The 23,730-nt window shown below is 38.9% G+C and carries 22 protein-coding genes; 3 read left to right on the forward strand and 19 right to left on the reverse strand.

What is annotated here, in order from left to right:
• Positions 1-11 precede the first annotated feature (11 nt).
• The 5 genes from NFR61_RS01395 to NFR61_RS01415 all read right to left on the reverse strand — a co-directional run bounded on the left by NFR61_RS01395 (position 12) and on the right by NFR61_RS01415 (position 4,559).
• A complete protein-coding gene (locus NFR61_RS01395) occupies positions 12-314 on the reverse strand; it encodes a hypothetical protein (RefSeq protein WP_251619954.1) in 303 nt (100 codons plus the stop codon).
• A 215-nt stretch (positions 315-529) separates the two neighbouring features.
• Complete coding sequence (gene mreC / locus NFR61_RS01400) at positions 530-1,351, reverse strand: rod shape-determining protein MreC (RefSeq protein ID WP_251619955.1); 822 nt, start codon at positions 1,349-1,351, stop codon at positions 530-532.
• A gap of 37 nt (positions 1,352-1,388) precedes the next feature.
• Positions 1,389-2,411: a rod shape-determining protein gene (locus tag NFR61_RS01405; RefSeq protein ID WP_251619956.1), complete on the reverse strand. Its 1,023-nt coding sequence runs from the start codon at positions 2,409-2,411 to the stop codon at positions 1,389-1,391.
• 6 nt (positions 2,412-2,417) lie between these two features.
• Positions 2,418-3,953 (reverse strand): bifunctional phosphoribosylaminoimidazolecarboxamide formyltransferase/IMP cyclohydrolase, encoded by a 1,536-nt coding sequence (gene purH, locus NFR61_RS01410; RefSeq protein ID WP_251619957.1) that lies wholly within the window; start codon positions 3,951-3,953, stop codon positions 2,418-2,420.
• Positions 3,954-4,076: 123 nt separating this feature from the next.
• Positions 4,077-4,559, reverse strand: a complete 483-nt coding sequence (locus NFR61_RS01415; RefSeq protein WP_251619958.1) for a hypothetical protein — start codon at positions 4,557-4,559, stop codon at positions 4,077-4,079.
• A 33-nt stretch (positions 4,560-4,592) separates the two neighbouring features.
• Here NFR61_RS01415 and NFR61_RS01420 point away from each other — a divergent pair, with 33 nt between their 5' ends.
• Positions 4,593-4,940 (forward strand): hypothetical protein, encoded by a 348-nt coding sequence (locus NFR61_RS01420; protein WP_251619959.1) that lies wholly within the window; start codon positions 4,593-4,595, stop codon positions 4,938-4,940.
• 30 nt (positions 4,941-4,970) lie between these two features.
• Here NFR61_RS01420 and NFR61_RS01425 read toward each other — a convergent pair whose 3' ends face one another.
• Positions 4,971-6,749 carry an aminopeptidase P family protein gene (locus tag NFR61_RS01425; protein WP_251619960.1) on the reverse strand — a complete coding sequence of 593 codons (1,779 nt, stop codon included), beginning with the start codon at positions 6,747-6,749 and terminating at the stop codon, positions 4,971-4,973.
• 623 nt (positions 6,750-7,372) lie between these two features.
• Here NFR61_RS01425 and NFR61_RS01430 point away from each other — a divergent pair.
• Entirely contained in the window at positions 7,373-7,765 is a 393-nt protein-coding gene (locus tag NFR61_RS01430; protein WP_251619961.1) for a helix-turn-helix domain-containing protein, read from the forward strand.
• An 18-nt stretch (positions 7,766-7,783) separates the two neighbouring features.
• Here NFR61_RS01430 and NFR61_RS01435 read toward each other — a convergent pair whose 3' ends face one another.
• The 13 genes from NFR61_RS01435 to NFR61_RS01495 all read right to left on the reverse strand — a co-directional run bounded on the left by NFR61_RS01435 (position 7,784) and on the right by NFR61_RS01495 (position 22,715).
• Positions 7,784-8,689: a dihydroorotate dehydrogenase gene (locus NFR61_RS01435; RefSeq protein ID WP_251619962.1), complete on the reverse strand. Its 906-nt coding sequence runs from the start codon at positions 8,687-8,689 to the stop codon at positions 7,784-7,786.
• Positions 8,677-9,438 (reverse strand): dihydroorotate dehydrogenase electron transfer subunit, encoded by a 762-nt coding sequence (locus tag NFR61_RS01440; protein ID WP_251619963.1) that lies wholly within the window; start codon positions 9,436-9,438, stop codon positions 8,677-8,679. The genes NFR61_RS01435 and NFR61_RS01440 overlap by 13 nt, the downstream gene beginning before the upstream one ends.
• On the reverse strand, positions 9,438-12,206 hold the full coding sequence (gene uvrA, locus NFR61_RS01445) for an excinuclease ABC subunit UvrA (RefSeq protein ID WP_251619964.1): 2,769 nt from the start codon (positions 12,204-12,206) through the stop codon (positions 9,438-9,440). The genes NFR61_RS01440 and uvrA overlap by 1 nt, the downstream gene beginning before the upstream one ends.
• A gap of 103 nt (positions 12,207-12,309) precedes the next feature.
• Positions 12,310-12,750, reverse strand: a complete 441-nt coding sequence (rplI, locus tag NFR61_RS01450) for a 50S ribosomal protein L9 (RefSeq protein WP_251619965.1) — start codon at positions 12,748-12,750, stop codon at positions 12,310-12,312.
• Between the two features lie 18 nt (positions 12,751-12,768).
• Complete coding sequence (gene rpsR, locus NFR61_RS01455) at positions 12,769-13,038, reverse strand: 30S ribosomal protein S18 (protein WP_251619966.1); 270 nt, start codon at positions 13,036-13,038, stop codon at positions 12,769-12,771.
• Between the two features lie 3 nt (positions 13,039-13,041).
• Positions 13,042-13,389, reverse strand: a complete 348-nt coding sequence (rpsF, locus tag NFR61_RS01460; protein ID WP_251619967.1) for a 30S ribosomal protein S6 — start codon at positions 13,387-13,389, stop codon at positions 13,042-13,044.
• An 84-nt stretch (positions 13,390-13,473) separates the two neighbouring features.
• On the reverse strand, positions 13,474-14,508 hold the full coding sequence (mltG, locus tag NFR61_RS01465) for an endolytic transglycosylase MltG (protein WP_251619968.1): 1,035 nt from the start codon (positions 14,506-14,508) through the stop codon (positions 13,474-13,476).
• Positions 14,498-15,544, reverse strand: coding sequence for a nucleoid-associated protein (locus tag NFR61_RS01470; protein WP_251619969.1), 1,047 nt, complete (start codon positions 15,542-15,544; stop codon positions 14,498-14,500). Before NFR61_RS01470 ends, mltG begins: the two co-directional genes overlap by 11 nt.
• A gap of 4 nt (positions 15,545-15,548) precedes the next feature.
• A complete protein-coding gene (locus tag NFR61_RS01475) occupies positions 15,549-17,141 on the reverse strand; it encodes a DUF3078 domain-containing protein (RefSeq protein WP_251619970.1) in 1,593 nt (530 codons plus the stop codon).
• A 13-nt stretch (positions 17,142-17,154) separates the two neighbouring features.
• On the reverse strand, positions 17,155-17,973 hold the full coding sequence (locus tag NFR61_RS01480) for an SDR family oxidoreductase (RefSeq protein WP_251619971.1): 819 nt from the start codon (positions 17,971-17,973) through the stop codon (positions 17,155-17,157).
• A gap of 155 nt (positions 17,974-18,128) precedes the next feature.
• Positions 18,129-19,295, reverse strand: a complete 1,167-nt coding sequence (locus tag NFR61_RS01485; protein ID WP_251619972.1) for a tetratricopeptide repeat protein — start codon at positions 19,293-19,295, stop codon at positions 18,129-18,131.
• A gap of 28 nt (positions 19,296-19,323) precedes the next feature.
• The gene (gyrA, locus tag NFR61_RS01490; protein WP_251619973.1) at positions 19,324-21,831 is read right to left on the reverse strand and encodes a DNA gyrase subunit A; all 2,508 of its coding nucleotides are present in this window, start codon (positions 21,829-21,831) and stop codon (positions 19,324-19,326) included.
• A gap of 122 nt (positions 21,832-21,953) precedes the next feature.
• Positions 21,954-22,715, reverse strand: coding sequence for an MBL fold metallo-hydrolase (locus NFR61_RS01495; protein WP_251619974.1), 762 nt, complete (start codon positions 22,713-22,715; stop codon positions 21,954-21,956).
• A gap of 112 nt (positions 22,716-22,827) precedes the next feature.
• On the opposite strand from NFR61_RS01495, the gene NFR61_RS01500 reads away from it, so the two are divergent.
• A complete protein-coding gene (locus tag NFR61_RS01500) occupies positions 22,828-23,532 on the forward strand; it encodes an SAM-dependent methyltransferase (RefSeq protein ID WP_251619975.1) in 705 nt (234 codons plus the stop codon).
• The last annotated feature ends 198 nt before the right edge of the window (positions 23,533-23,730 follow it).

Genomic DNA, 23,730 nt, shown 5'->3' on the forward strand with positions numbered 1-23,730 from the left:
CTAATAATAAATCAATCCTGTTTCTTCTTCAGTGCGATAAAATAATATAGCACCATGAAAAAACAAGAGGCCACTGTACTGCAAACAATGCGTAACAAAGTGATAGCTATATTATCAAAGGTAAAAGCCTCTGCCATAATCAGTACAATATTAAAGGCAAAAGTTAGAAACAATATGTATTTAAAGAACCAATTGAAACTATTGACTTTTTTAGCACCTTGAATATTGTCTATCTGGTCGCGATTGTAAATCATAAGCAGCAGACGGGGGCGGAGATAAGCGATGAAGGTGGTTGCTGCCGCATGTATTCCCATCGTGTTATTGGCAAGATCTATGATTAGTCCAAATAAGAACCCTAATAATAGTATAGGAGTTTTTTTATAATGATAAGGGAGTAGCAGAATAGCTAAAATATAGATGTTAATACATATATAAGAATGGAATTGCATATTATCCAAAATCATTAATTGGATAATATACAAAACAAACAAATGCATCCAATATTTTATATTATTCATAGCATCCTCTTTTATTCGTCCTCACTTTCACGTTCTAATACTCTTTTCTCTTCTCTTTTTAAGGACTCTATTACATATACATCGGATTGTTTTTTAAAATCAGTTGCCAATCTTACTTTTATCGATAAAAAGTTCGCTGTCTGCCTGTCAACTGATTCTACAAATCCAATTAATTCTCCTTCTGGAAAGACGTCGGAATAGCTAGTCGTAACAATAGAATCCCCTTGCACCACATCGACATGAAAAGGAATATCGTTGAGGTAAGTGTAACGATAATCGTTTCCATCCCATTGCAAAGAACCGTAATAACTGTTTTTTTTGATTTTTGCAGAGACTTTGAGATTGACGTTTATTAAAGGAATAATACTGGCGAAGTGATTGCTTGTATTTTTCACAATACCGATGACGCCTTCTTTTGAACACACACCCATTTCATTGACAATACCGTCATGCCGCCCTTTATTTATGGTCAAATAATTTTTGGTCTTATTAAATGAACTGTTAACGGTTTTTGCCTTATGATATATGTAGTCTGTCTGTACTCCAATAGAATCTGGATGAAAATGTTCCTGTAGAGCACTGAATTGTATTAGTTTGTTCTTGAGATTTATATTCTCTTCAACTAATTTCTCGTTTTCAGATTTCAACGAAAAATATCCTCTAATATCAGAAGTATAAGAGGAGATGGTGTTAAAAACTGAAGCCGTATGCCTGAAAAATACTGTTCTCTGATAGTTATTATGCTCCACAATCAGAAAAAAGGAGGCAGCCTCCAATAATATAAAAATTATAGTAAAATGATACTTTAGTATAAGTTTTATAATATCCTTCACGATTTCAATAATTGCAACACCACAAACAACACAAAAATTATCTAATCAGGAATGAGAATTTATCTACATTCTTCAATGCAATTCCCGTACCTCTTGCAACAGCACGCAACGGATCTTCTGCAATATGGAACGGAATGTTCAGTTTATCGGATAAGCGTTTGTCCAAACCTCTTAATAAAGCACCACCACCGGCTAAATATATACCTTTATTGACTATATCAGCATATAATTCCGGAGGAGTTTGTTCCAATGCACCTAAAATAGCTATTTCTATCTTAGAAATGGATTTTTCCAGACAATGTGCAATTTCTTGATAGGAGACAGGCACCTCAACAGGAAGTGAGGTCATTTGGTTCGGCCCCTGTACAATGAAATCAGCAGGCGGTTCATCCAATTCGGATAAGGCAGAGCCTACATGAATTTTTATCTCTTCTGCTGTTCTTTCTCCAATTTTTATATTGTGTTGATGACGCATATATTCTTGTATGTCATCAGTCAAATCATCACCTGCAATTCGGATAGATTTATTTGTCACAATACCACCTAAAGAGATAACGGCAATTTCAGTCGTACCACCACCAATATCTACAATCATATTTCCTTCGGGAGCTTCTACATCCAAGCCGATACCCAATGCTGCCGCCATCGGTTCATAAATCATATAAACATCACGTCCTCCGGCATGTTCAGATGAATCACGAACGGCTCGAATTTCAACTTCAGTACTACCGGATGGAATGCAAACGACAATACGTAAAGAAGGAGAGAAGAATTTATTATTGATATTCGCCATTTTAATCATTCCGCGAATCATTTGCTCGGCAGCGTTAAAATCCGCAATAACACCATCTCTTAAAGGGCGAATGGTCTTTATGTTATCGTGGGTTTTCCCTTGCATTTGCCGAGCTTTTTCTCCGATAGCAATTACTTTTTCTGTTCTCCGATCAATGGCAACAATGGAAGGTTCATTCACAACCATCTTGTCATTATTTATGATAATGGTGTTGGCCGTACCTAAATCGACCGCAATATCTTGTGATAAAAATGAAAATAATCCCATATATTTTTAATGTTTAAAATGTCTCATACCTGTAAATATCATAGCAATACCATAGCGGTCTGCAGCATCTATAGATTCTTGATCTCTGACAGAACCTCCCGGTTGAATAATAGCAGTAATACCAGCTTTATGGGCAGCTTCAACACAGTCGGCAAATGGGAAAAATGCGTCAGAAGCCATTGCGCTACCGGCAATATTCTTTCCCCCTTGACGAATGGCGTTTTCAAGAGCCCAAATGCGACTAACTTGTCCTGGACCAACACCTGTTGTGCATTTATTTTTTGCAATAGCAATACCATTTGATTTTGTATGCTTTACAACTTTCCATGCAAACATCATGTCCTCAAGTTCTTGATTTGTTGGTTGGCGCTTGGTTATTACTTGCATTTCTTCTTTGGGAAATAGTTCTGTATCTAAATCCTGAATTAATAATCCACCTAATACAGATTTGACTTTTAATCCCGATTGTTTCTGTTGATCGATATGCTCTAATTGCAATAAACGGATATTCTTCTTTTTGGAAAGAATCTGGAGCGCTTCTGGAGAAAAAGAAGGAGCAATAATGACCTCTAAGAAAATTTTAGACATCTCTTCAGCTATATTTTTATCAATTTCTCGATTGGCAGCGACTATTCCTCCAAAAATAGATACCGGATCTGCCTGATAAGCTTTTTTATAAGCTTCTAAAATAGTTCCAGCACTGCCTACTCCACAGGGATTTGCGTGTTTGGTCGCAACAATTGTCGGTTCATTAAATTCTTTTAATGTTTCCAACGCTCCGTCCGTATCACTTATATTATTATAAGACAACTCCTTCCCGTGAAGTTGTATGGCAGCAGGCAATGTACCTTCAATCCCTTGTATGGATGTATAAAATGTTGCTGATTGATGTGGATTTTCTCCGTATCTCAAATCTTGTTTTTTCTCATAAGTGAGAGTAAGGGTATTAGGAGAAGTAATGTCTAACCTTTTTGAAAAGTAGTCAGCTATTAACGCATCATAATGAGCAGTATGAATAAATACTTTTGCAGCCAACATTTCTTTTGTTGCTGCGGAAGTATCTCCTGTTGCTTGTATTTCTGTAATGATTTTATTATAATCGGCAGGATCTGTGATAACTGTGACATATTTATAATTTTTCGCAGCAGCACGAATCATTGTTGGACCGCCAATATCAATGTTTTCAATGACCTCTTCATGGCTAACACCCGGCTTCAAAACTGTTTGTTTGAAAGGATAGAGGTTGCACACAACCATATCAATCGGTTCTATCCCTAATTGGGTCATTTGATTTTGATGCTTTTCATTATCTCTGATGGCCAATATTCCACCTTCAACATTAGGGTGTAGTGTTTTTACTCTACCATCAAAACACTCTGGAAATTCCGTTAGATCTGAGATATCTTGAACATGAATGCCTTTTTCCTTTAAAATTTTTGAAGTACCCCCTGTGGAAATGATTTGCCACCCCATTGAATCCAAAGATTGGGCGAACTCAATAATACCAGTCTTATCAAAAACACTTATCAACGCTTTTTTCATCCGGACTTCGCTTTGTTTTGAGTTTATATTGAATTTCTGACAAAGGTAAAAAAAAGAAGATTATTTCTCATATAATTTTCTTAAACCTATAATATTTTTATTGCAAAATATCTGTATTTGTTATTAGTATCTTATAATCAGTAAGTTTCCGGCAACTTCAACAGGGTATTCTTGAAGAGGTGCAACTTCCATTTTGTCATTTTCCTCTTCTCTTTTCAATGGAATTCCATAAGGTAGAAAAAATTGGATATTACATGTAGGACATCGTGCTATTTGTTCGCCCTGAATAATTTCAATATGAGTATCTGCATCGATACAGTTTGTACATGTCGCATCATAACATTTATATTTATCTAAATCTGTTTTTATAACAATAATTCCATTTCCATTATATCCTAATATTTTAGCAGCAGGAGTTGAATAAAGTATATAAATGGGACGTCCTGTAAAATTTAAATCCTGATAATCCGTCCAACCTAAGTTAATACGTGTATCAATGGGAGTATATGGAACAGTTGTATTTCTCTTTAAATCATCATGACATCCGAGAAATATATATGAAAATACAACGGATAAAGAAAAAAGTACTATTTTTGATTTCGCCATACAAAGAATTAAATTCATACAAATATAAGAATTATGAGCAAAAGTGATTCTATCCCGGACTGGATATATATTCTTTTAACACTATTGGTGGTTGGGGCACGCCTGATAAAATCGGTTTTTGCACAAGAAAAAACAACTCGACCTCAATCTCAATCTCAACAAGTAGAAACAACAAGTCAGTCTATTTTTCATACACAAAACTCTTTTGGTGAGGATACAGTAGACAATGCAACTGAATCTTTCGACAAACCAACCATAGAAAGAATAGAATTGGTATCTGCCATTGAAAATGATGTTTTAGATAATAGGGAAGAAGAGACAGAACTTGATTTAAGAAAAGCAGTTGTTTATAAAGAGATACTAAGTCGAAAATATAAATAAAAGAGGAGGAGGTTATATTCCTCCTCTTGTTTAAATTTCTTTTACTTTATATTTTAACCATTCAGCTTCTTCTTTTGTAAGATAAGGTGACAATTGTTTGTATACCTTTGCATGGTAAGTATTTAGCCATTTTTTCTCGTCTTCGTTTAATAATTCTATTACCAAGCCTGATGTATCAAAGTAGCAAAGAGTTAATGTGTCAAATTCGCACCATTCTCCAAATTCATTTGTTTCAAGCTCTTTGCAAATAATGAGATTTTCATGTCGAATACCATGCATTCCTTCTCGATATATGCCTGGTTCATTGGAAGTAATCATCCCCGGAAGGATAGGTTGTGCCCGCCATGCTTGACGTATATCTTGGGGACCTTCATGTACACACAAGAAATGTCCCACGCCATGCCCAGTTCCATGTCCAAAATTTGTTTTATTATTCCACAAAGGCTGTCGTGCAACTATATCCATATTCGCCCCAGTAGTACCTTTGGGGAATATGCATCGGCTTAAAGCGATCATTCCTTTTAATACTAAAGTATAATCCTCTTTTTCTTGCCTTGTTAATTCTCCTAAAGGTATTGTTCGGGTAATGTCGGTTGTGCCATATAAATATTGGCCGCCAGAATCGACCAGGTACAAACCTTTAGGTTGCAATATTGCATCTTTGCCGTGAATAGCAGAGTAGTGTGGCAATGCGGCGTTTGGGCCATAAGCGGAAATAGTGTGAAAACTATCGGAAACATAATCAGGGCATTGGGCTCGAAAAGCGGTGAGTTCCTCTGCGGCTTCAAATTCCGATACTGTTCCTGAATGCATAACTTGTTCCAGCCAAAAGAAAAAACGGGTCATGGCAATACCATCCTTAATACATGCTTTTTTGAATCCGTCTATTTCGATTGGATTTTTGATAGCTTTTTTCTGTATAATGGGGGATGGAATATCTGTAACAGAGAATTTTGCCTGGAGCTTGTTGTATATCGCATAGTTTAAAGTGTGCAGATCTGCAAGAAATTGACATCCTTTTTCCAATTCTTCCAAAAATAAAGAAACATGGTGATAATCTCTTATTTCAATGCCGTTTCTTTGGAGTTCTGCTGTGGCTTTAGAAGAGAGTTTGGTTTGTTTTACAAACAACCATGATTTTTCCTTGCCAACAATGGCATAACAAATGACCAAAGGATTATATTCAATATCTTGTCCCCGAATATTAAACAACCAAGCTATTTCATCCAATGCACTGAATAGGAAATAATCTGCATGATATGAATGCAATTCTTTTTTTATAAAATCGATTTTATTCTTAACCGATTCTCCGGCATATTTTTCGCTTAACAAACAAACAGGTGTTTCTGGTAGGGCAGGACGATCTAGCCATATTTCGCCTAACAAATCTGTTTTTTCAACCACTTTAATATTATTTGTTGACAATTTGTCTCTTAGATTTGCTATATCTTGTACGCTCATACAAAAACCATCAACTCCAACATGGTTACCAGGTTTTAATGTTGTAGACAGCCATTCTGGGTAATCAATAGCATGAGGAACTCTTAGTTTGTGTAATTCAATACTAGAATCTGCCAACTGTTTTTTTGCTTGAATAAAATAACGAGTATCTGTCCATAAGCCGGCGCTCTCCAATGTTACAACTACAGTTCCGAATGAACCTGTAAAACCAGAAATCCACTCTCGTTGTTTCCAGGCAGAAGGCAGGTATTCATTATTGTGAGGATCTGAGCCCGAAATAATGTAGGCTTCCAAACCTTCTCGTTTCATTATGCCTTTTAAAAGAGTTAATTTTTCTTGAATTGTCATAGGATTAAATTTTCAATATTTCAAAGATACAAAAGAAGTTTTACAAACAACATCAGAAACGAAAGTAATTATTGCTAGGGTGTATATATTACATTTGTAAATAGATCAGATAAATGAACAATGGTAAAAAATATGGTGTATTGTATATATGTAAGTAAATGCGAAGTTATAGCGACTCATCACAAGATGTTTGCTAATTCGTAATACGTTTGTATAACCAAATATATTATTATCCATATACTTATACAGTATTACCGTAATTATATGTTCAATATAACATGGTGATATCATATAATATTTCTTGGTTTTTCGGCAAAAACAGGGATTAATTTTATATAAATTGTTTCTATATCAATACGATATGTAGGTAAATTAAAGTGATTGTTTTATTAAAACAACAACATAAACGCGATATATGTATATTGAAAATCAGTTTGTTGTAAAATATTTTGATGATAAATTCTGTATGTAACTGATTTTACGGCACATCAAAAATATCACTTAAGATTATAATTTTCTACATTACATATGTAATTACATATATATTACATGTGTAATTTTGATATGTGATAAAATTGTATTACATTTGTAATATATTTACTTACAGATAGCAAAATATCTTTATGAAAGATAGATTAAATCAACTCATCGAAGAAAAAGGATTAACAGCAACAAAGTTTGCAACTTTAATCGATGCAAACCCGTCTGCAATATCTCATTTGTTAAAAGGAAGAAATAAACCGGGGTATGATTTATTGGTAAATATTGCCAAAGCATTTCCTGATATCAGCATGGATTGGTTGTTGACAGGTAATGGTGAAATGTATCAAACCAAGAAAAAGGATAAAGATAGTACAATAAAAAAAGAGTATAATGAACCCCAGCAACCTTATAAACAGATAGTATCACCGCCGATAATTCAGCAGCAGTCTCATGCTTCTATAAACTCTGGAAAAGAATTGAAACGTATTGTTTTATTCTTTTCCGACGGAAGTTTTGAAGATTATCTTAAATGATTCGATTCCGTGATTTATTTAAACCAATCCGATAATATCTTTAATGGATTTAAATCCATTTTGATCTAAATACTCATTAATGCCATTTATGACCTTTATTGTTACGGTCGGATCTATAAAATTAGCCGTACCTATTTGAATAGCAGAAGCACCTGCCAATAAGAATTCAATCGCATCTGATGCATTCATAATTCCTCCTAGTCCAATGATAGGAATTTTTACAACTTTAGCAACCTGCCAAACCATCCTAAGGGCAATTGGCTTTACACATGCACCACTTAATCCTCCTGTTGTTGTGCTAAGTATGGGGGAACGTTTGCGAATATCAATAGCCATTCCCATTAAAGTATTGATTAAGGACACAGAATCTGCTCCCTCAGACTCTGCTGTTAAAGCTATTTCCTGTATGTCTGTGACATTGGGGGATAGTTTTACCATTAAATGTTTTTTATATACATGTCTTACGGCCTTCACCACTTCTGCGACAGAAGAACAGCGGGTACCGAAAGCCATTCCTCCCTCTTTTACATTGGGACATGATATATTCAATTCAATACCGGGAATTTTATCCAATTCATTTATTTTCTCTGCTGTTGCAATATAATCTCCAATAGTAGCCCCAGAAACATTTACCAGCACATTTGTTTCGAGATCTTTAATTTCTGGATATATATGATTTATAAAATAATCGACTCCTTTATTCTGCAATCCGACAGCATTTAACATTCCAGATGGTGTTTCTGCCATTCGAGGATAAGGATTTCCCTCTCGAGGTTTTAAGGTTGTTCCTTTCACAATAAAACCTCCTAAATCTGCTAAATTTATAAAATCTGAAAATTCACGTCCATATCCAAACGTTCCGGATGCCGTTAGTACCGGATTTTTCAATTTTAATCCGTTTAATTCTATTTTTAATTCTGCCATTTTAAATCTTTTATATTAAATACCGGACCTTCGGTACATACACATTTATGTCCTTGTTGAGTTTCTGTGACACAACACAAACAAGCACCAATGCCGCAAGCCATCATGTTTTCTAAAGACACTTCACAAGATATATCATTTTTGTATGCGTAATTTGCTATTGCTTTCATCATTACTTCCGGGCCGCAACTATAAACATAATCGAATTTTTGCTGTAATATGGAGTGTTGAGTAGGATATCCTTTTTCTCCATACGAGCCATCTTCTGTTGTATAGTATAATTCAGCATATTGGCTTAAAATCTCCTGTTGGACAATTTCCTTTTTTGAACGAGTTCCAATTAAAAGAGTCGGATTCAATCCTAAAGAAGTCATTTTCTTTGCTAAATGAAACATCGGAGCGATACCAACTCCGCCACCTATCAACAAACAATGTCCATTTGATGGAATAAAGAATGAATTTCCCAAAGGAAGTATAATATTCAACTTTTCTCCTTGTTTTAGTTTTGATAATCTTAAGGTCCCTGCACCGGCTATTTTAATCAATAAGTACAATAAGCCATTAGTTTCATCTACATCATAAACTGAAATTGGACGTCGCAAGAAAGTGGTGGGTGAGTCTTCTATTTTTACATTAACAAACTGGCCGGGTAGAATAGTTGGAAGTTCATTCGATTGTAATGTCAATAAAAACATGTTGTCGGTGAGTAGTTTGTTCTCCTTGACAACGAAATCAACTATCTTTTTCATTATTTAATCAGTTTTTCTTTTAAATATTTACCCGTATAAGAATTTTTGCAGGCAATTAATTCTTCCGGAGTTCCCTGAAATACAATATTTCCTCCTTTACTACCACCTTCCGGTCCGAGATCTATAATATAATCAGCACACTTAATAACATCCATGTTATGCTCAATAATTAAAACTGTATGTCCTCTGTCGATTAAGGCATTAATGGAATCCATCAATTTGTGAATATCGTGAAAGTGAAGTCCTGTCGTTGGTTCATCAAATACAAATAGGGTAGGGTCTGCATTTTCTCTGCTTAAGTGGTAAGCCAATTTTACACGTTGACTTTCTCCGCCGCTCAAAGTGCTCGAGGGCTGTCCTAATTTAATATATCCCAAGCCGACATCCACCAATTTTTGCAATTTATCTAGAATACTGCGTTCACAATAGCTATTTCCAAGTGAAAAGAATTCCACTGCCTGATTAACAGTCATTTCCAATATATCATAGATGTTTTTATCCTTGAATTTTATTTCTAAAACATCTTCTTTGAAGCGTTTCCCTTTACAGTGTTCACATTCAAGGTACACGTCAGCCATAAACTGCATCTCAATTTTTATTATACCTTCTCCTTGGCACTCTTCACAACGTCCTCCGGGTACATTGAATGAAAAATGAGAGGGTTTAAAACCTTGTAACTGAGCCATGCGCTCGTCTGCAAATATTTTGCGTATATCATCCCAGGCCCTAATGTAGGTAACAGGATTGGAACGCGTTGATTTACCAATGGGATTTTGGTCTATAAATTCAACACCGGAAATAGATTTCAGATTGCCGGCAAGTTTTTCAAAACTACCGGCAGGACTGGAATAATCTCCGTAATGTTTCTTTAATGCGGGAACTAATATTGATTTAATCAATGTACTCTTTCCGGAACCACTAACACCTGTTATTGCAGTTAAAACTCCCAGTGGAATATCTACCGTTAAGTTTTTCAAATTATTTTCCGTAGCTCCGACTAACGTAATCTTTTTCTTTGTTTTTCGTCTTTCCTTGGGGTAAGTTATCTCTTTTTTTCCGTAAAGATAATCCGCAGTTAAAGTATTGGCATCTTTCAAAGCTTCATGGTTTCCCTGAAAAACGACCTCACCGCCTAAGCGTCCGGCATAAGGTCCTATATCTATGATTTCATCGGCTTGTTTGATTATATCTTCATCATGCTCTACTACAATCACGGTATTCCCCATGTCTCGTAGTTTCTTTAAAACCTGGATAAGCTGATCGGTATCTCTTGAATGTAATCCGATACTCGGTTCATCTAAGATATAGAGAGAGCCGACCAAAGCGGACCCCAAAGAGGTTGCCAGATTGATACGTTGAGATTCACCACCAGAGAGAGTCGAAGAAAGTCTGTTTAAGGTTAGGTACCCTAAACCAACATCCAACAAGAAATGAAGTCTGTTTTTAATATCAGGAAGAATTCGGGCAGCAACCTTTTGTTGATAATCATTTAATTGTAGTTCATTGAAAAATATGCTTAATTCGCTTATCGGCATTTCAACTAATTCTGGAATTGTTTTCCCGCCGACTTTTACATAAAAGGCATCTTTTTTCAAACGAGAACCATTACATTCCGGGCATAATGTCTTCCCTGTATACCTGGCAATTAATACGCGGTTTTGTATTTTATATTTTTGAGATTCTAAGTGGGTAAAAAAACGATTTATACCATCAAAATATTTACAACCTTTCCAAAGAATATCTTTTTCTTCTTTCGTTAATTCAAAATAAGGTGTATGTATTGGGAAATTTACATGATGTGCATTTTTTATCAATTGACGTTTCCATTCACTTACAATTTCTCCTCGCCAACATACAACGGCATCTTCATAGACACTCAATGTTTTATTGGGGACAACCAGATTTTCGTCAATACCTAATATACGTCCGTAACCTTCGCATTTAGGGCAAGCACCAACAGGGGAGTTGAAACTGAACATGTTTACCGTGGGCACTTGAAATGTCATGTTATCAGCCTCGAATCGATTGGAAAATGAATGAATTTTCCCTTCTAACTCAATAAAACAGACTCCTTTTCCTTCATACAAAGCGGTTTCTATCGATTCTGCGACCCTTGAAACGATATCTTGTTCTTCGCTGATAGTAATTCGATCGATAACTAAATAAATATTTTCGGACTCTGCTAATTTTCCTTCTCCAGCAAGAACATCATCAATTCGTAGAAACTCGTCCCCGTATTTAATACGAACAAATCCCTGACTCAGTAATAAAGACAGAGTTTGTTTTTCATGTAAGCGCTCTTTTTTGCAAAGGATGGTTACATTCTTGCCGTTATTACCCTTCAAAACAAAACGGCATATATCATCTACTTGTTCTCTTTTCACTTCTTGTCCGGAAATAGGAGAGAAGGTTTGTCCGGCACGGGCATACAATAACTTAATGTAATCGTAAATCTCTGTCGATGTCCCTACCGTAGAACGGGGATTGGATGTATTAACTTTCTGTTCTATCGCGACAGCAGGAGGGATTCCTTTTATATAATCGCATTCCGGTTTATTCAGCCTTCCCAAAAATTGGCGGGCATACGAAGACAGGCTTTCAACATATCTTCGCTGTCCTTCTGCATACAAAGTATCAAAAGCCAATGACGACTTCCCGCTTCCGGAGACTCCGGTAACGACAATTAATTTGTTTAACCCGATAGTTAAATCGATGTTTTTTAGATTATGGACACGAACTCCCTTTAACTCTATATTTTGCATTCCCATTCTTCCAATCTTGTAAGTCTATGCAAAGATAAAAAATTGCAATAATAAAAAAGCACCCGATTAAGGTGCTTTTTGTTTGGAAATACGTTTAAGTCATTTTAAATTATTCGGAAACAACTTCAAACTCAACATTAACTTTTACTTCTCTGTGAAGCTTAATAAGAGCGGTATAGGTTCCGATTTCTTTAATCTCTTTCAACATAATCTTCTTCCGATCAATATTGAAACCTTGAGCTTGTAGACTTTCTGCAATCATGATGCTGTTAACAGAACCGAAGATTTTTCCAGTGCTACTGGTTTTTGTCTGAATTGTAAGTTTAACTGCCTCCAATTTGCTTGCCAATTCTTCTGCTTCGGCTTTCAATTTAGCTTCTTTATGAGCTCTTTGCTTTATATTTTCAGCTACAATTTTTTTGGCCGATTCTGTCGCAAGGATAGCATATCCTTGAGGGATAAGGTAATTACGCCCATAACCGGGTTTTACATTGATTATGTCGTCCTTATGGCCTAAGTTTGCTATATCTGTCAATAATATAATCTGCATTTTATCCTCCTTCCTTTATTATTTCATTAAATCAGTTACATAAGGCAGTAATGCAAGATGTCTTGCCCGTTTTACTGCGGTAGCCACTTTTCTTTGATATTTTAAAGAAGTACCTGTTATTCTTCTCGGAAGGATTTTTCCCTGTTCGTTTAAGAATTTCTTCAAAAATTCTGGATCCTTATAATCAATATATTTGATTCTGCTTTTTAGGAATCTACAATATTTTTTCTTCTTGATTTCAACAGAAGGCGGGGTCAAATATCTTATTTCACTTTCATTCTGTGCCATGGCTTATTTCTCCTCTTTTTTTTCAATTTTACTTCTTCTCTTTAAAGCATACTCATAAGCATACTTGTCTAATTTAAACGTCAAGAAGCGGATTACTCGCTCGTCACGTCTGTAAGCTGTTTCCAACTGATCGATTAACGAACCTTCTGCCTCAAACTGAAGCAAATGGTAAAATCCGGTTGTCTTCTTTTGAATAGGATAGGCCAGTTTGCGAAGTCCCCAAGCCTCCTCATGTTCAATTGTACCACCATTTTCCGTAATGGTATTCTTGAATTTTTCTACCGCTTCCTTTATCTGGGCTTCAGATAAAACGGGAGTTGTAATGAAAACGGTCTCGTAATGGTTTAACATAATTAATTGATTATTAGTATGTAATTAAAATATCGCCGCAAAGATAGAACAAAAATTAAAAAAATAAAAAATAATAACATCTTTTTAGTAGATTTTTTTCTTGTTTAATGCTTTATGATACTCGTTGGCATATTCATTATGCTGGCGCAATGTTCTTGAAAAATAATGTCCGCCTGAGAAGTCGCTTTTAGCACAAAAGTACAGATAATCATGCTGTTGGTAATTTAGAACGGCATCGATAACACGGATAGAAGGCATCCGTACCGGTCCCGGAGGAAGTCCTCTGTGCTTATAAGTATTATAAGGAGATTCTACTTCCGTGTGTTTTTTCAAGATTCTTTTTAATGAAAAATCGTTTAAGGCAAATTTCAATGTAGGACAGGCTGCCAAAGCAATGCCCCGTTTTAAACGATTGACGTATACCCCCGCGATGATCGGGTATTCTGTCGGCAAGACCGTCTCTTCTTCTACGATAGAGGCAATAATGGTAATATCCATAGGAGAGAGGCCCGCTTTCTTTGCCGCTTGCTCGCGGGTCGGATTCCAGAATTTATGGTATTCATGGTGCATACGGTCAAGGAATTTACGGGCGGGAATATCCCAATAAATTTGGTATGTGTTCGGTATAAACATTCCGATTAGATTTTCCGGGGTAAAGCCTAATTGTGAAATATACTGTTTATCACTAAACACGGACACCAGTTCTGCCGAATCAATTTCCAGTTGTTTACTGACCACTCCGGCAAATTGATTCAAGGTTCGGATATTATTAAATGTAAAAAGGATAGGTTCCTGCTTCCCGGAACGTAATAAATTAATCAATTCATTATTATTCATTCCAGGTCTCAACTTATAGCGGCCGCTTTTGATTAATTTCGGATAGCTTTTCAATTGGGCCACTTTTTGGAAAGAATAAAGATTCCGGAGATAACCTTTCTCCTGTAAATGTTTGGTTACCGTTTCAAAAGTATCATTTTTGTCAATAATAAGAATACCGTCATCCTTAACTTGGGTGTTAGAGCGAAAAATGAAAAAATATATGCCACAACCTGCGAACAGCAGGATGGCAAGTAAACACAGTGATAATCTCTTGATAATAGTCGGCATACTACTCTTCATCTCTGAAATAAAGTTTATAATAATTCATATCACGGGCGGTATCATACCCTTTTTCGATATACCTTCGCTGTCCGTGAATGTAAACATGAAAATTCTTGTCTAACTTCAATACATGTCTGAAATATTTCTTTTCATCTTTTACCGCAAAATCCGAGACGGGGAAAGTATCACTAAAAGGAGTTTCATTCTCTTCTTCGTATTGTTTCTTGAAGTTTTCAAAAGCTGAAATGACTTCGGGTTCCCGTACAACTTCTTCCTTAAAGCGATTTTCGGAAAAAACGTCCGCTTCTTTAAAGAAATTCAATGAACGGTTCAACATATCGATTTGGTCGGCTTTGGATACATCATTCTCCTCATTATAAATATCTCTTACAAAGTCTTTGCATAGGTTCAGATAGTTGGCTGTCTGAAAATAACTGTCATTCGTCGGTTGCAAACCCAGAAAATCGCTAATCCAATAAACCGCCTCTTTACTGTTTGTCTTATCCAACACCAGGGTTTTATAACCTTCTTCCGGATGGACATTGAAGACCAGACAAGCCTTGTCAAGCTTCTTGATGTTAATGCCCGATTCGCTTTCCAGCTGATACGTATTCTTATTCATCACAATCTTAAAGAACGTATCTTTGGTTTCGGATTTGAAAATACCGATAGCATCGCAGACTCCTTCTTCTATATTGCAATTCCGGAAATGAACGACATACAATTCCCCGGCTTTGATATTCGGATTATTGGATTGTTCAAAAAGCTGGCGGGCTATATTCAACGACTGTTCGTAAAATTGGCTGTTATCCCGGAAAATGGAAGTACTGGAAGCGTACACAGGATTATTCATCAAGTCTCCTTCATAAGCAAGAAAATTATAAAAAGCATCTTTTTTAAAAGATGCCAAAAAATAATTTTTCAGTAACCCCAACACATCTGTGTCCTCCGGTAAAAAACAGGCTTCTGATAAAACCAATTCTCCACCTTCATATTTATTACCGATATTATGGATAACAATATTGACTATTTCGCAGTTGTCAAAACTAATCATACTCCTAAAATCTAAAATTTACCCCCAGGTTTAATGTCTCCTTAAACTGAAGTTTGTCCGAATAATTCTCATCATATATTAAATTCGCATAAACCGAAGCCCGCATAAAATAATTAATCTTAAAATCAATCTGTACTTTCCAGTCTGCGGTAAAACTCTGTTTCGGCTCATAATAACTGCTGAACAAGGTCAACTCGTTCCGCACATCCATAATTTTCAGCAGCGGAAATTTATTAATCAGTTTGACTTGTGCACCGGCATCACCTTTGGATTTCTTGCCTTCCTCCACACCGTAACGGGTAGGGTCAATACCATTGGTATCACGTACCCAGGTCCATTTGCCTGCCAAAGGAGACAAATACAGAGAGAAGTCCCCACTCGGCTTATAATCAATACCGATAGACAATGTATAATAACCGGGAGACATGAAATTAGCGACTAAATTCCTTTCATTCTCATTCGGATATTCATACGAATTAAACAACTGGGTGACAATATTCAGTTGAATGGTATAATACCAGTGCTTGAAAGCATTTTGTCCCAATTTGGAATTTAACTCCAAACGGTCTTCGTTCTTACGTATGTCCTCGCTTCCGGAACGTAAAAATCCCAAACGATAGTGTACCAGATTTTCCCAACTGGTTTTATTCTTGTTATAATTAATGAAATAGCGGATATTCGTCAGGAATGACAACGAATTTTCACCACCGCTGGCCCAATTCGATAAATACCCTTGTCCGATGGCGGCTTCAATCTCTGCATACTGGCTCCAATGCCGGCGCCATAATTCTCCCCGGTGAAGATCATTGATTTTGTAATAATCATCTCCCGGCTGGTTTTTAATCAAGGCTTCCGGCGCTTTCTTATAATCTACGCCGTGCGATTGATATACATCATCGTCCACATAAAGCCGAACGTTATTTGTTTCGGGTAAAACCTGTATCCACGTACCGATAGAATCGCCGCTTCGGTTGATAAGCCAAAAGCGGTGATAATCCGGTCTTCCGGTATTCATCCACAAATCCAGCTGTTGGGCGGCGCTGTTGGAAAAATGAAACTCAACGGAATCCTTGCTGATTTCTCGTAACCAGATATAATTTGAATCGTTACGGATATGGGAGACCAACGTTTTCAACGGACTGTTATAATAGCGGGGAATAGTGGTATCATGCTGATAATAGGGATTACAATTATAATAATCCATACTGTCCGTTTCCATTTGTTTAATCGCTTTCCGCAAAGCAATTTCTTTTTCTCCGGCTTCCGCCATGTATTTCTTTACGGCTTCCACAACGGGCTGCACGTGTTCATCTTCTGCATGACGTATTAAAATATTCAACGCTTCCTGCAACTCCTTGTTATAGCTATCATCCTGTTTTACACTTTCTAGGGCGTAACGTACGGCAGGATTTTCGATAAAAGTATTCTTCAATGTTTTTTTCAATGCGGATAAATCATGAGGAAACACAATATCGGGAACCTTCAACGGGCTGACGATAATCTGTTGTTTCTCCATCACTTCCGGATACAATATCTGTGAATAAACGATACTTATTCGTCCGCAAATACAAAGCAAAAACCAAAGTAAATACTTCATATCAAACACATTTTTACTTAAAAGGGGAGTCCGGTTCCTTTGCCATGTGTGAATAACTCAATTTATCTACCAGACGAGGGAGCCATTTACTTAAAAATACGGCTAATTTTCCCTCTACAAAGGTCATGATAATCTCCCTTTTACGCTTTCTGATTCCTTTTATGATAATCGAGGCACAACGCTCTGCCGACATCATTTTTCCCTCATTGCGAGGACTTTCTCCTTGTGGGCGTCCTTCACTGTTTAATGCTGATTTCCGTATGTTAGATGCCGTAAAACCGGGAGCAGCGACCAATACATGCAATCCTTTTTTGCGGTTTTCAATCCGGACGGTATTCAAAAAGCCCCTTACGGCAAATTTACTGGCAGCATAGCCTGTTCTGCCCGGAAGACCGATATAGCCGGCAATCGAGATAACCCCGGCCAACGTCCCGCGGGATTGCTGCAAATAGGGAAGGGCATACTTGGAACAATAGACCGTTCCCCAGAAATTGACATCCATGACCTTGCGAATCACATTCAGGTCCACGTCATCCAGCAAGGCACGCATCGAAATTCCCGCGCAATTAATCAGTACATCAATACGGCCGAAATAATCAAATGTTTGTTCGATTAATTCCTTACAGGCTAATTCTTTCGTAACATCCGTACGAATTGATAGCACATCCGTATGTTGGGCTTTCAATTCTTTTTCAATGATCAGTAGCTCATCAATATTCCGTGCTGCGATGGCTAATTTTGCTCCCTGACGGGCGGCCTCATACGCCAATGCTTTGCCGATGCCCGAAGAAGCACCTGTGATAATGATAACTTTATCAGATAACTTTTTCATACGTTCTACAGAATTTCTTCACAAAGATAATAATTTTCGTAAGATACCACCCTTTTTTAAACTTTTTACAAAAGTCCTATAATTTATATTATGTAAATTTTATAGATATAAAAAAAGGGGAGTTCAATTCCCCTTTTTATTTTTAATACCGTGATCTATTCTGCTGCATCCAACTGTGCTTTAATTGCATCGTATTTCTGCTGGTATTCCGGTTTGTTGTTTCTTAGCCTAAAATAAAGCTGTTTCAACATTTCCATCGTATTCCGCTCTGTCGGATTTACCTCGTGTGCTTTTTCAAAATACGGGATAACTGATTCATAACCGTCATATACCTGTAATATACTCTTGTTATATTCGTCTGCATCCGTAATATTATTTACCTGCTCGTGGAATTTAATCACAGCATTCAATTTCACTGTACCTAAATTATATTGAGACAGAAAATCCTGCGGATCAATGCTCAAAGCCTTTTCATACATTTCTGCGGCTTTCTCCGGCTCATCCATTTTCTCAAACAAAGAACCTTTTGCCCGGTAAAATGACGGATTCGTCGGATCTTGCTGTATAGCTGCATCCAAATACTTCTCTGCTTTTTCCGGTTCTCCGCCCAACAGATAATAGTTAATCAATTCTACGAGCATCACAGGATCATTCGGATATAATTCATATCCTTTGTGCAGAAACTTTACAGCCTCTTCTTCTTTGCCCTGTTCTTTCAATACGTTAGCCAACATAGCATACGTTCTGGCTGATTCATAATCGTATTTCAATACTTCACGGTAATACTTTTCAGCCTGTGCGAATTCCTGGGCTCTCTGTGCGGAAATTCCGGCGTTGAAAATCACGACGGTATCCACTCCTTTATATTCGGTAATCGGTGAAGCTTCTATTTCCAAAACCCGCTTGAAAGCCTCCAAAGCACCTTTATAATCCTCTGAATTATAACAGTCTACTGCCTTATTCGTAAAATCTATGATTAAATTATTGTACGGAGTCTTCAATTTCTTGCCGATTTTCCCTTTGTCATCCAGTTCAATCGCTTTCTGGTAAGACTCATAAGCAATATCCAACGCGTTCGGATCGAGCTTTTTGTAATCTGGAAGCGGACTTTCAAATATACCTTGATATATCTGGCCTTTCGTCAAATGAGATTTCGAATCATTCACGCAAGCCTCATGCGTAATTGCATCATCAATAAGTTTTTTGGCTTCATCCAATTTACCGGAACTTAAATAACTGATTGCCTGTGCAACTTTTCCTTTCTGCGCATACATGCAAGTAGCACAGAATACCATGATTACGATAAAAGTTAATTTTCTCATATCTACAATTTGTTATTATTAATTTGAGTTACTCTATTTCTGTGTTTTGTTCCTCACCACTCCCCTCCTCGGTTTCCTGATTCTCTTCCTCTTTGGATGCTGACACTTTGGCCACGGCCGCAATGGCATCGTCATTCCGTAGATTAATCAATCTCACGCCTTGGGTATTTCGTCCCATCACCCGCAAAGATGCAATTTCTAAACGAATTGTCAAACCGGAACGGGTAATAATCATCAAATGTTCTTCATCCGTCACGTCCAGCAAAGCAATCAAGCTACCGGTTTTTTCCGTCAGGTTAATGGTTTTCACACCTTTACCGCCCCGGTTCGTTATACGGTAATCTTCTATATCCGAACGCTTTCCGTAGCCGTTTTCAGACACAACCAATACATTGGCTTTATCCGGCTGAACGCAAATCATGCCGACCACTTCATCCTGTTCGCTGCCCAAAGTAATAGCGCGTACACCGGACGCCGTTCTACCCATCGGACGCACTTTCTCTTCCGGGAAGCGGATGGCCTTACCCGATTTCACCGCCAACATAATGTCGCTCTCACCATCTGTCAGTTTGGCCTCCAGCAACTGGTCGCCCTCCTTGATTGTAATCGCATTCACACCGTTTTGGCGCGGACGGGAATAAGCCTCCAGCGTCGTTTTCTTGATAATACCTTTCTTGGTACACAATACGATATAGTTGCTATTTATATAATCTACATCCTTCAAGTCTAACAGGTTGATATAAGCCTTCACCTTGTCATCCGGGTCAATATTCAGCAGGTTCTGGATAGCACGTCCTTTGGCCTGTTTCGTCCCTTCCGGAATCTCATACACTTTCAGCCAGAAACACTTTCCTTTCTCGGTAAAGAACAGCATCGTATTGTGCATCGTTGCCATAATCATGTGTTCCAGGAAATCCTCGTCTCTGGTGGCAGAGCCTTTCGAGCCGACTCCTCCCCGGTTCTGCACCTTATATTCCGTCAATGGCGTACGCTTGATATATCCCATGTGGGAAATCGTAATCACCATCTCTTCGTCCGCATAGAAATCTTCCGGATTAAACTCTTCGGAAGCATAGACAATATCCGTACGGCGCTCGTCACCATATGCGGCCTTCATTTCCAGCAATTCATTCTTGATAATCTCCATCCTCAACTCCACGCTTGCCAATATCTCTTTCAAATGGGCAATCAACTTCTCAATCTCTTCATATTCCGCACGCAATTTATCCTGTTCCAGTCCCGTCAATTGCCGCAAACGCATATCCACGATAGCGGCAGCCTGAACCTCACTCAAACTGAAACGTTCGATTAACGTATTCTTGGCCTCTTCCGGCGTCTGGGAACCGCGGATAATCTTTATCACTTCATCGATATGGTCGCAGGCGATAATCAATCCCTCCAAAATATGGGCTCTCTTCTCTGCCTGGTTTAATTCAAACTGTGTCCGCCGGGTCACCACATCGTGCCGGTGCTCAACGAAACAAGCTATCAAATCTTTCAAATTCAACAGCTTGGGACGTCCGTGTACCAAAACTACATTGTTCACACCGAACGAAGACTGCAATGCCGTATGTTTCAACAACGTATTCAACACGACATTGGAAATCGCATCCTTCTTAATATCGATAACGATGCGCATACCCTCTCTGTCAGACTCGTCATTGACATTGGATATACCCTCAATCTTCTTCTCATTGACAAGCTCGGCGATACGCTGTATCAACTCCAGCTTATTTACCTGATAAGGGATTTCATGAACAATAATCTTTTCCTTACCGCCGGGAGTCACTTCAATGGACGTCTTGGCACGCACGATAATGCGTCCCCGTCCCGTGCGGTACGACTCTTTTACGCCGTTGTAACCGTATATCGTACCTCCGGTCGGAAAATCCGGCGCTTTGATAATCTGTATCAGTTCCTCAATGTCTATATCGTTATTGTCGATATAAGCACAAACCGCATCCACGGTATCTTTCAGGTTGTGAGGCGCCATATTGGTTGCCATACCTACGGCAATACCCGATGCACCGTTTACCAAAAGATTCGGAAATTTGGAAGGCAATACGGTCGGCTCTTTCAGTGACTCATCGAAGTTGGGAGTCATGTCTACCGTATCTTTATCCAAATCCGCCAGCATCTCCTCGGCAATCTTCTTCATGCGCGCCTCGGTATAACGCATGGCAGCGGGACTGTCCCCGTCCACGGAACCGAAGTTCCCCTGCCCGTCCACCAACGGGTAACGCAAAGACCACGACTGGGCCATGCGGACCATCGTCATGTATACGGAACTGTCACCATGCGGGTGGTATTTTCCCATCACCTCTCCCACAATTCTGGCAGACTTTTTATAAGGTTTATTGGAAGTAACGCCTAACTCGCTCATCCCATACAACACCCGTCGGTGCACCGGTTTCATTCCGTCCCTGACATCCGGCAGCGCCCGCGAAACAATCACCGACATGGAGTAGTCGATGTAGGACGACTTCATCTCTTCCTCAATATTAATCTTAATTATTTTTTCTCCCTCGTTTTCCATTTATATTTAAATAATTGTTTGTAAATACAATAATAGCACGCATTGGTTCGCCTTTTATGCGAAAATCCTACAAATGTAATAAATTTGATGGAATTTCCACCAAAACAGTTCCAAACTTTTCTCTAAATTTCAACTTGCAATCCGTCGTACGCCAGCGACACATTCGGGGGCAATTCCCCGGAAACTTCCGCCGCCAGCCCCATCTGGTGCCCGATATGGGTCAGCCACGCATGTTTTACATGCAGGCGGTCGATGACCTCCAGTGCCTGGGACAGCGTAAAGTGCGACAGATGCTCCTCTTTCCGCAAAGCGTTTATCACCAGATACTCCACGCCCGCCAACCTGTTCATGGACTTTTCCGGAATAAAATTAGCGTCCGTCACATAAGCGAAATTTCCCGTCCGATAGCCCAACACGGGCAATTTATAGTGCATAACCGGTATCGGTATAAACTCCACGCCATCGATATGGAAAGCACGGTCATCCACCACCTGCAAATGAATGTCCGGCACACCCGGATACTTGTTTTCACAAAAAGCATAGGCATAATCCTGGTATACCGCCTCTTTTGTCCTCACATCGGCATATACGTCTACGGCAGCCTGTTTCACCCAGTTGAAAGCCCGAATATCGTCCAGGCCTCCGATATGGTCTTTGTGCCCGTGTGTCAGCAAGACGGCACGCAAATCCTTCACGCCTGCCCGAAGCATCTGCCAGCGGAAATCCGGGCCCGCATCTATCAGGATATTCTTCCCCCCGATTTCCAGCATGGCCGAACACCGCAGCCGCTTATCGTGCCGGTCCGTCGAACGACATACCGCACATTCACAGGCAATAACGGGTACTCCTTGTGACGTACCGCTTCCCAAAATCGTCAGTTTCATAAAAACATTACCATTATTCCGAACAAATTTAAAACATTTTCCCGGATTCCCGGCCTATTTTTTATTCCGATTAAATCCACTAATTTCGGCCCCGAAACCTAAAAACACGGTCATGGGCAGGCTTTATCTCATCCCCAACACGTTGGGTGAAACAAGTATCCGCAGGGTCATCCCTTCTGAAGTCACGGACATTATCCGGCAACTACGGGTATTCGCCTCCGAAAACCCCAAGGATACCCGGAGATACCTGAAAAAAATAGACAAATCCATCGTCCTCGACGAACTGGTCTTTTTAGACCTGAACGAACACTCGGACCGGCGGCAAATCGAACACTGTTTATCCTGGCTTGAACAAGGCGACGTCGGAATCATCTCCGAAGCAGGTTGTCCGGGCATCGCGGACCCCGGTGCCGAACTGGTCGCCTTGGCTCACCGTCACCACTATCCGGTTGTCCCGCTGGTCGGCCCCTCCTCGATTTTGCTGGCGTTAATCGCTTCCGGCTGCAACGGACAAAACTTCTCCTTCAACGGCTATCTTCCCGTCAAGGAAAACGAACGCGCCAAGGCGTTGCGCCATTTTGAAAAGCAATCGGCAGCGGAAAACCGTACCCAGATTTTCATCGAGACCCCCTACCGGAATATGAAACTCTTTCAACAGATGCTGTCCGTACTCGCCCCGCAAACTCTCCTCTCCATAGCCTGCGATATCAGTACCGACAACGAATACATCCGGACGATGCCCGTACAGGAATGGAAGAAACAGACGCCCGACCTCCACAAACGTCCCGCCATTTTCATCCTGTACGCCCGTAGATAAGACAAAAAACAAGGAGGAGGAAATATTCCTCCTCCTTCATCATTCTCCGTCCCCTCTTTACGACACTTCCACGTACTTCGTATCCGAAGCCTTGTCGCCGTTCTCCGAAAGCACAAAGACATACACGCACAGATTCTCTTTTTTCCATGCTTCGTCCAGTTCCGCCGTCACCGCTTCCGCCTCCGAGCGTTTATTCAG

The organism is Odoribacter lunatus, from assembly GCF_943193135.1.
GTDB classification, from domain to species: Bacteria; Bacteroidota; Bacteroidia; order Bacteroidales; family Marinifilaceae; genus Culturomica; species Culturomica lunata.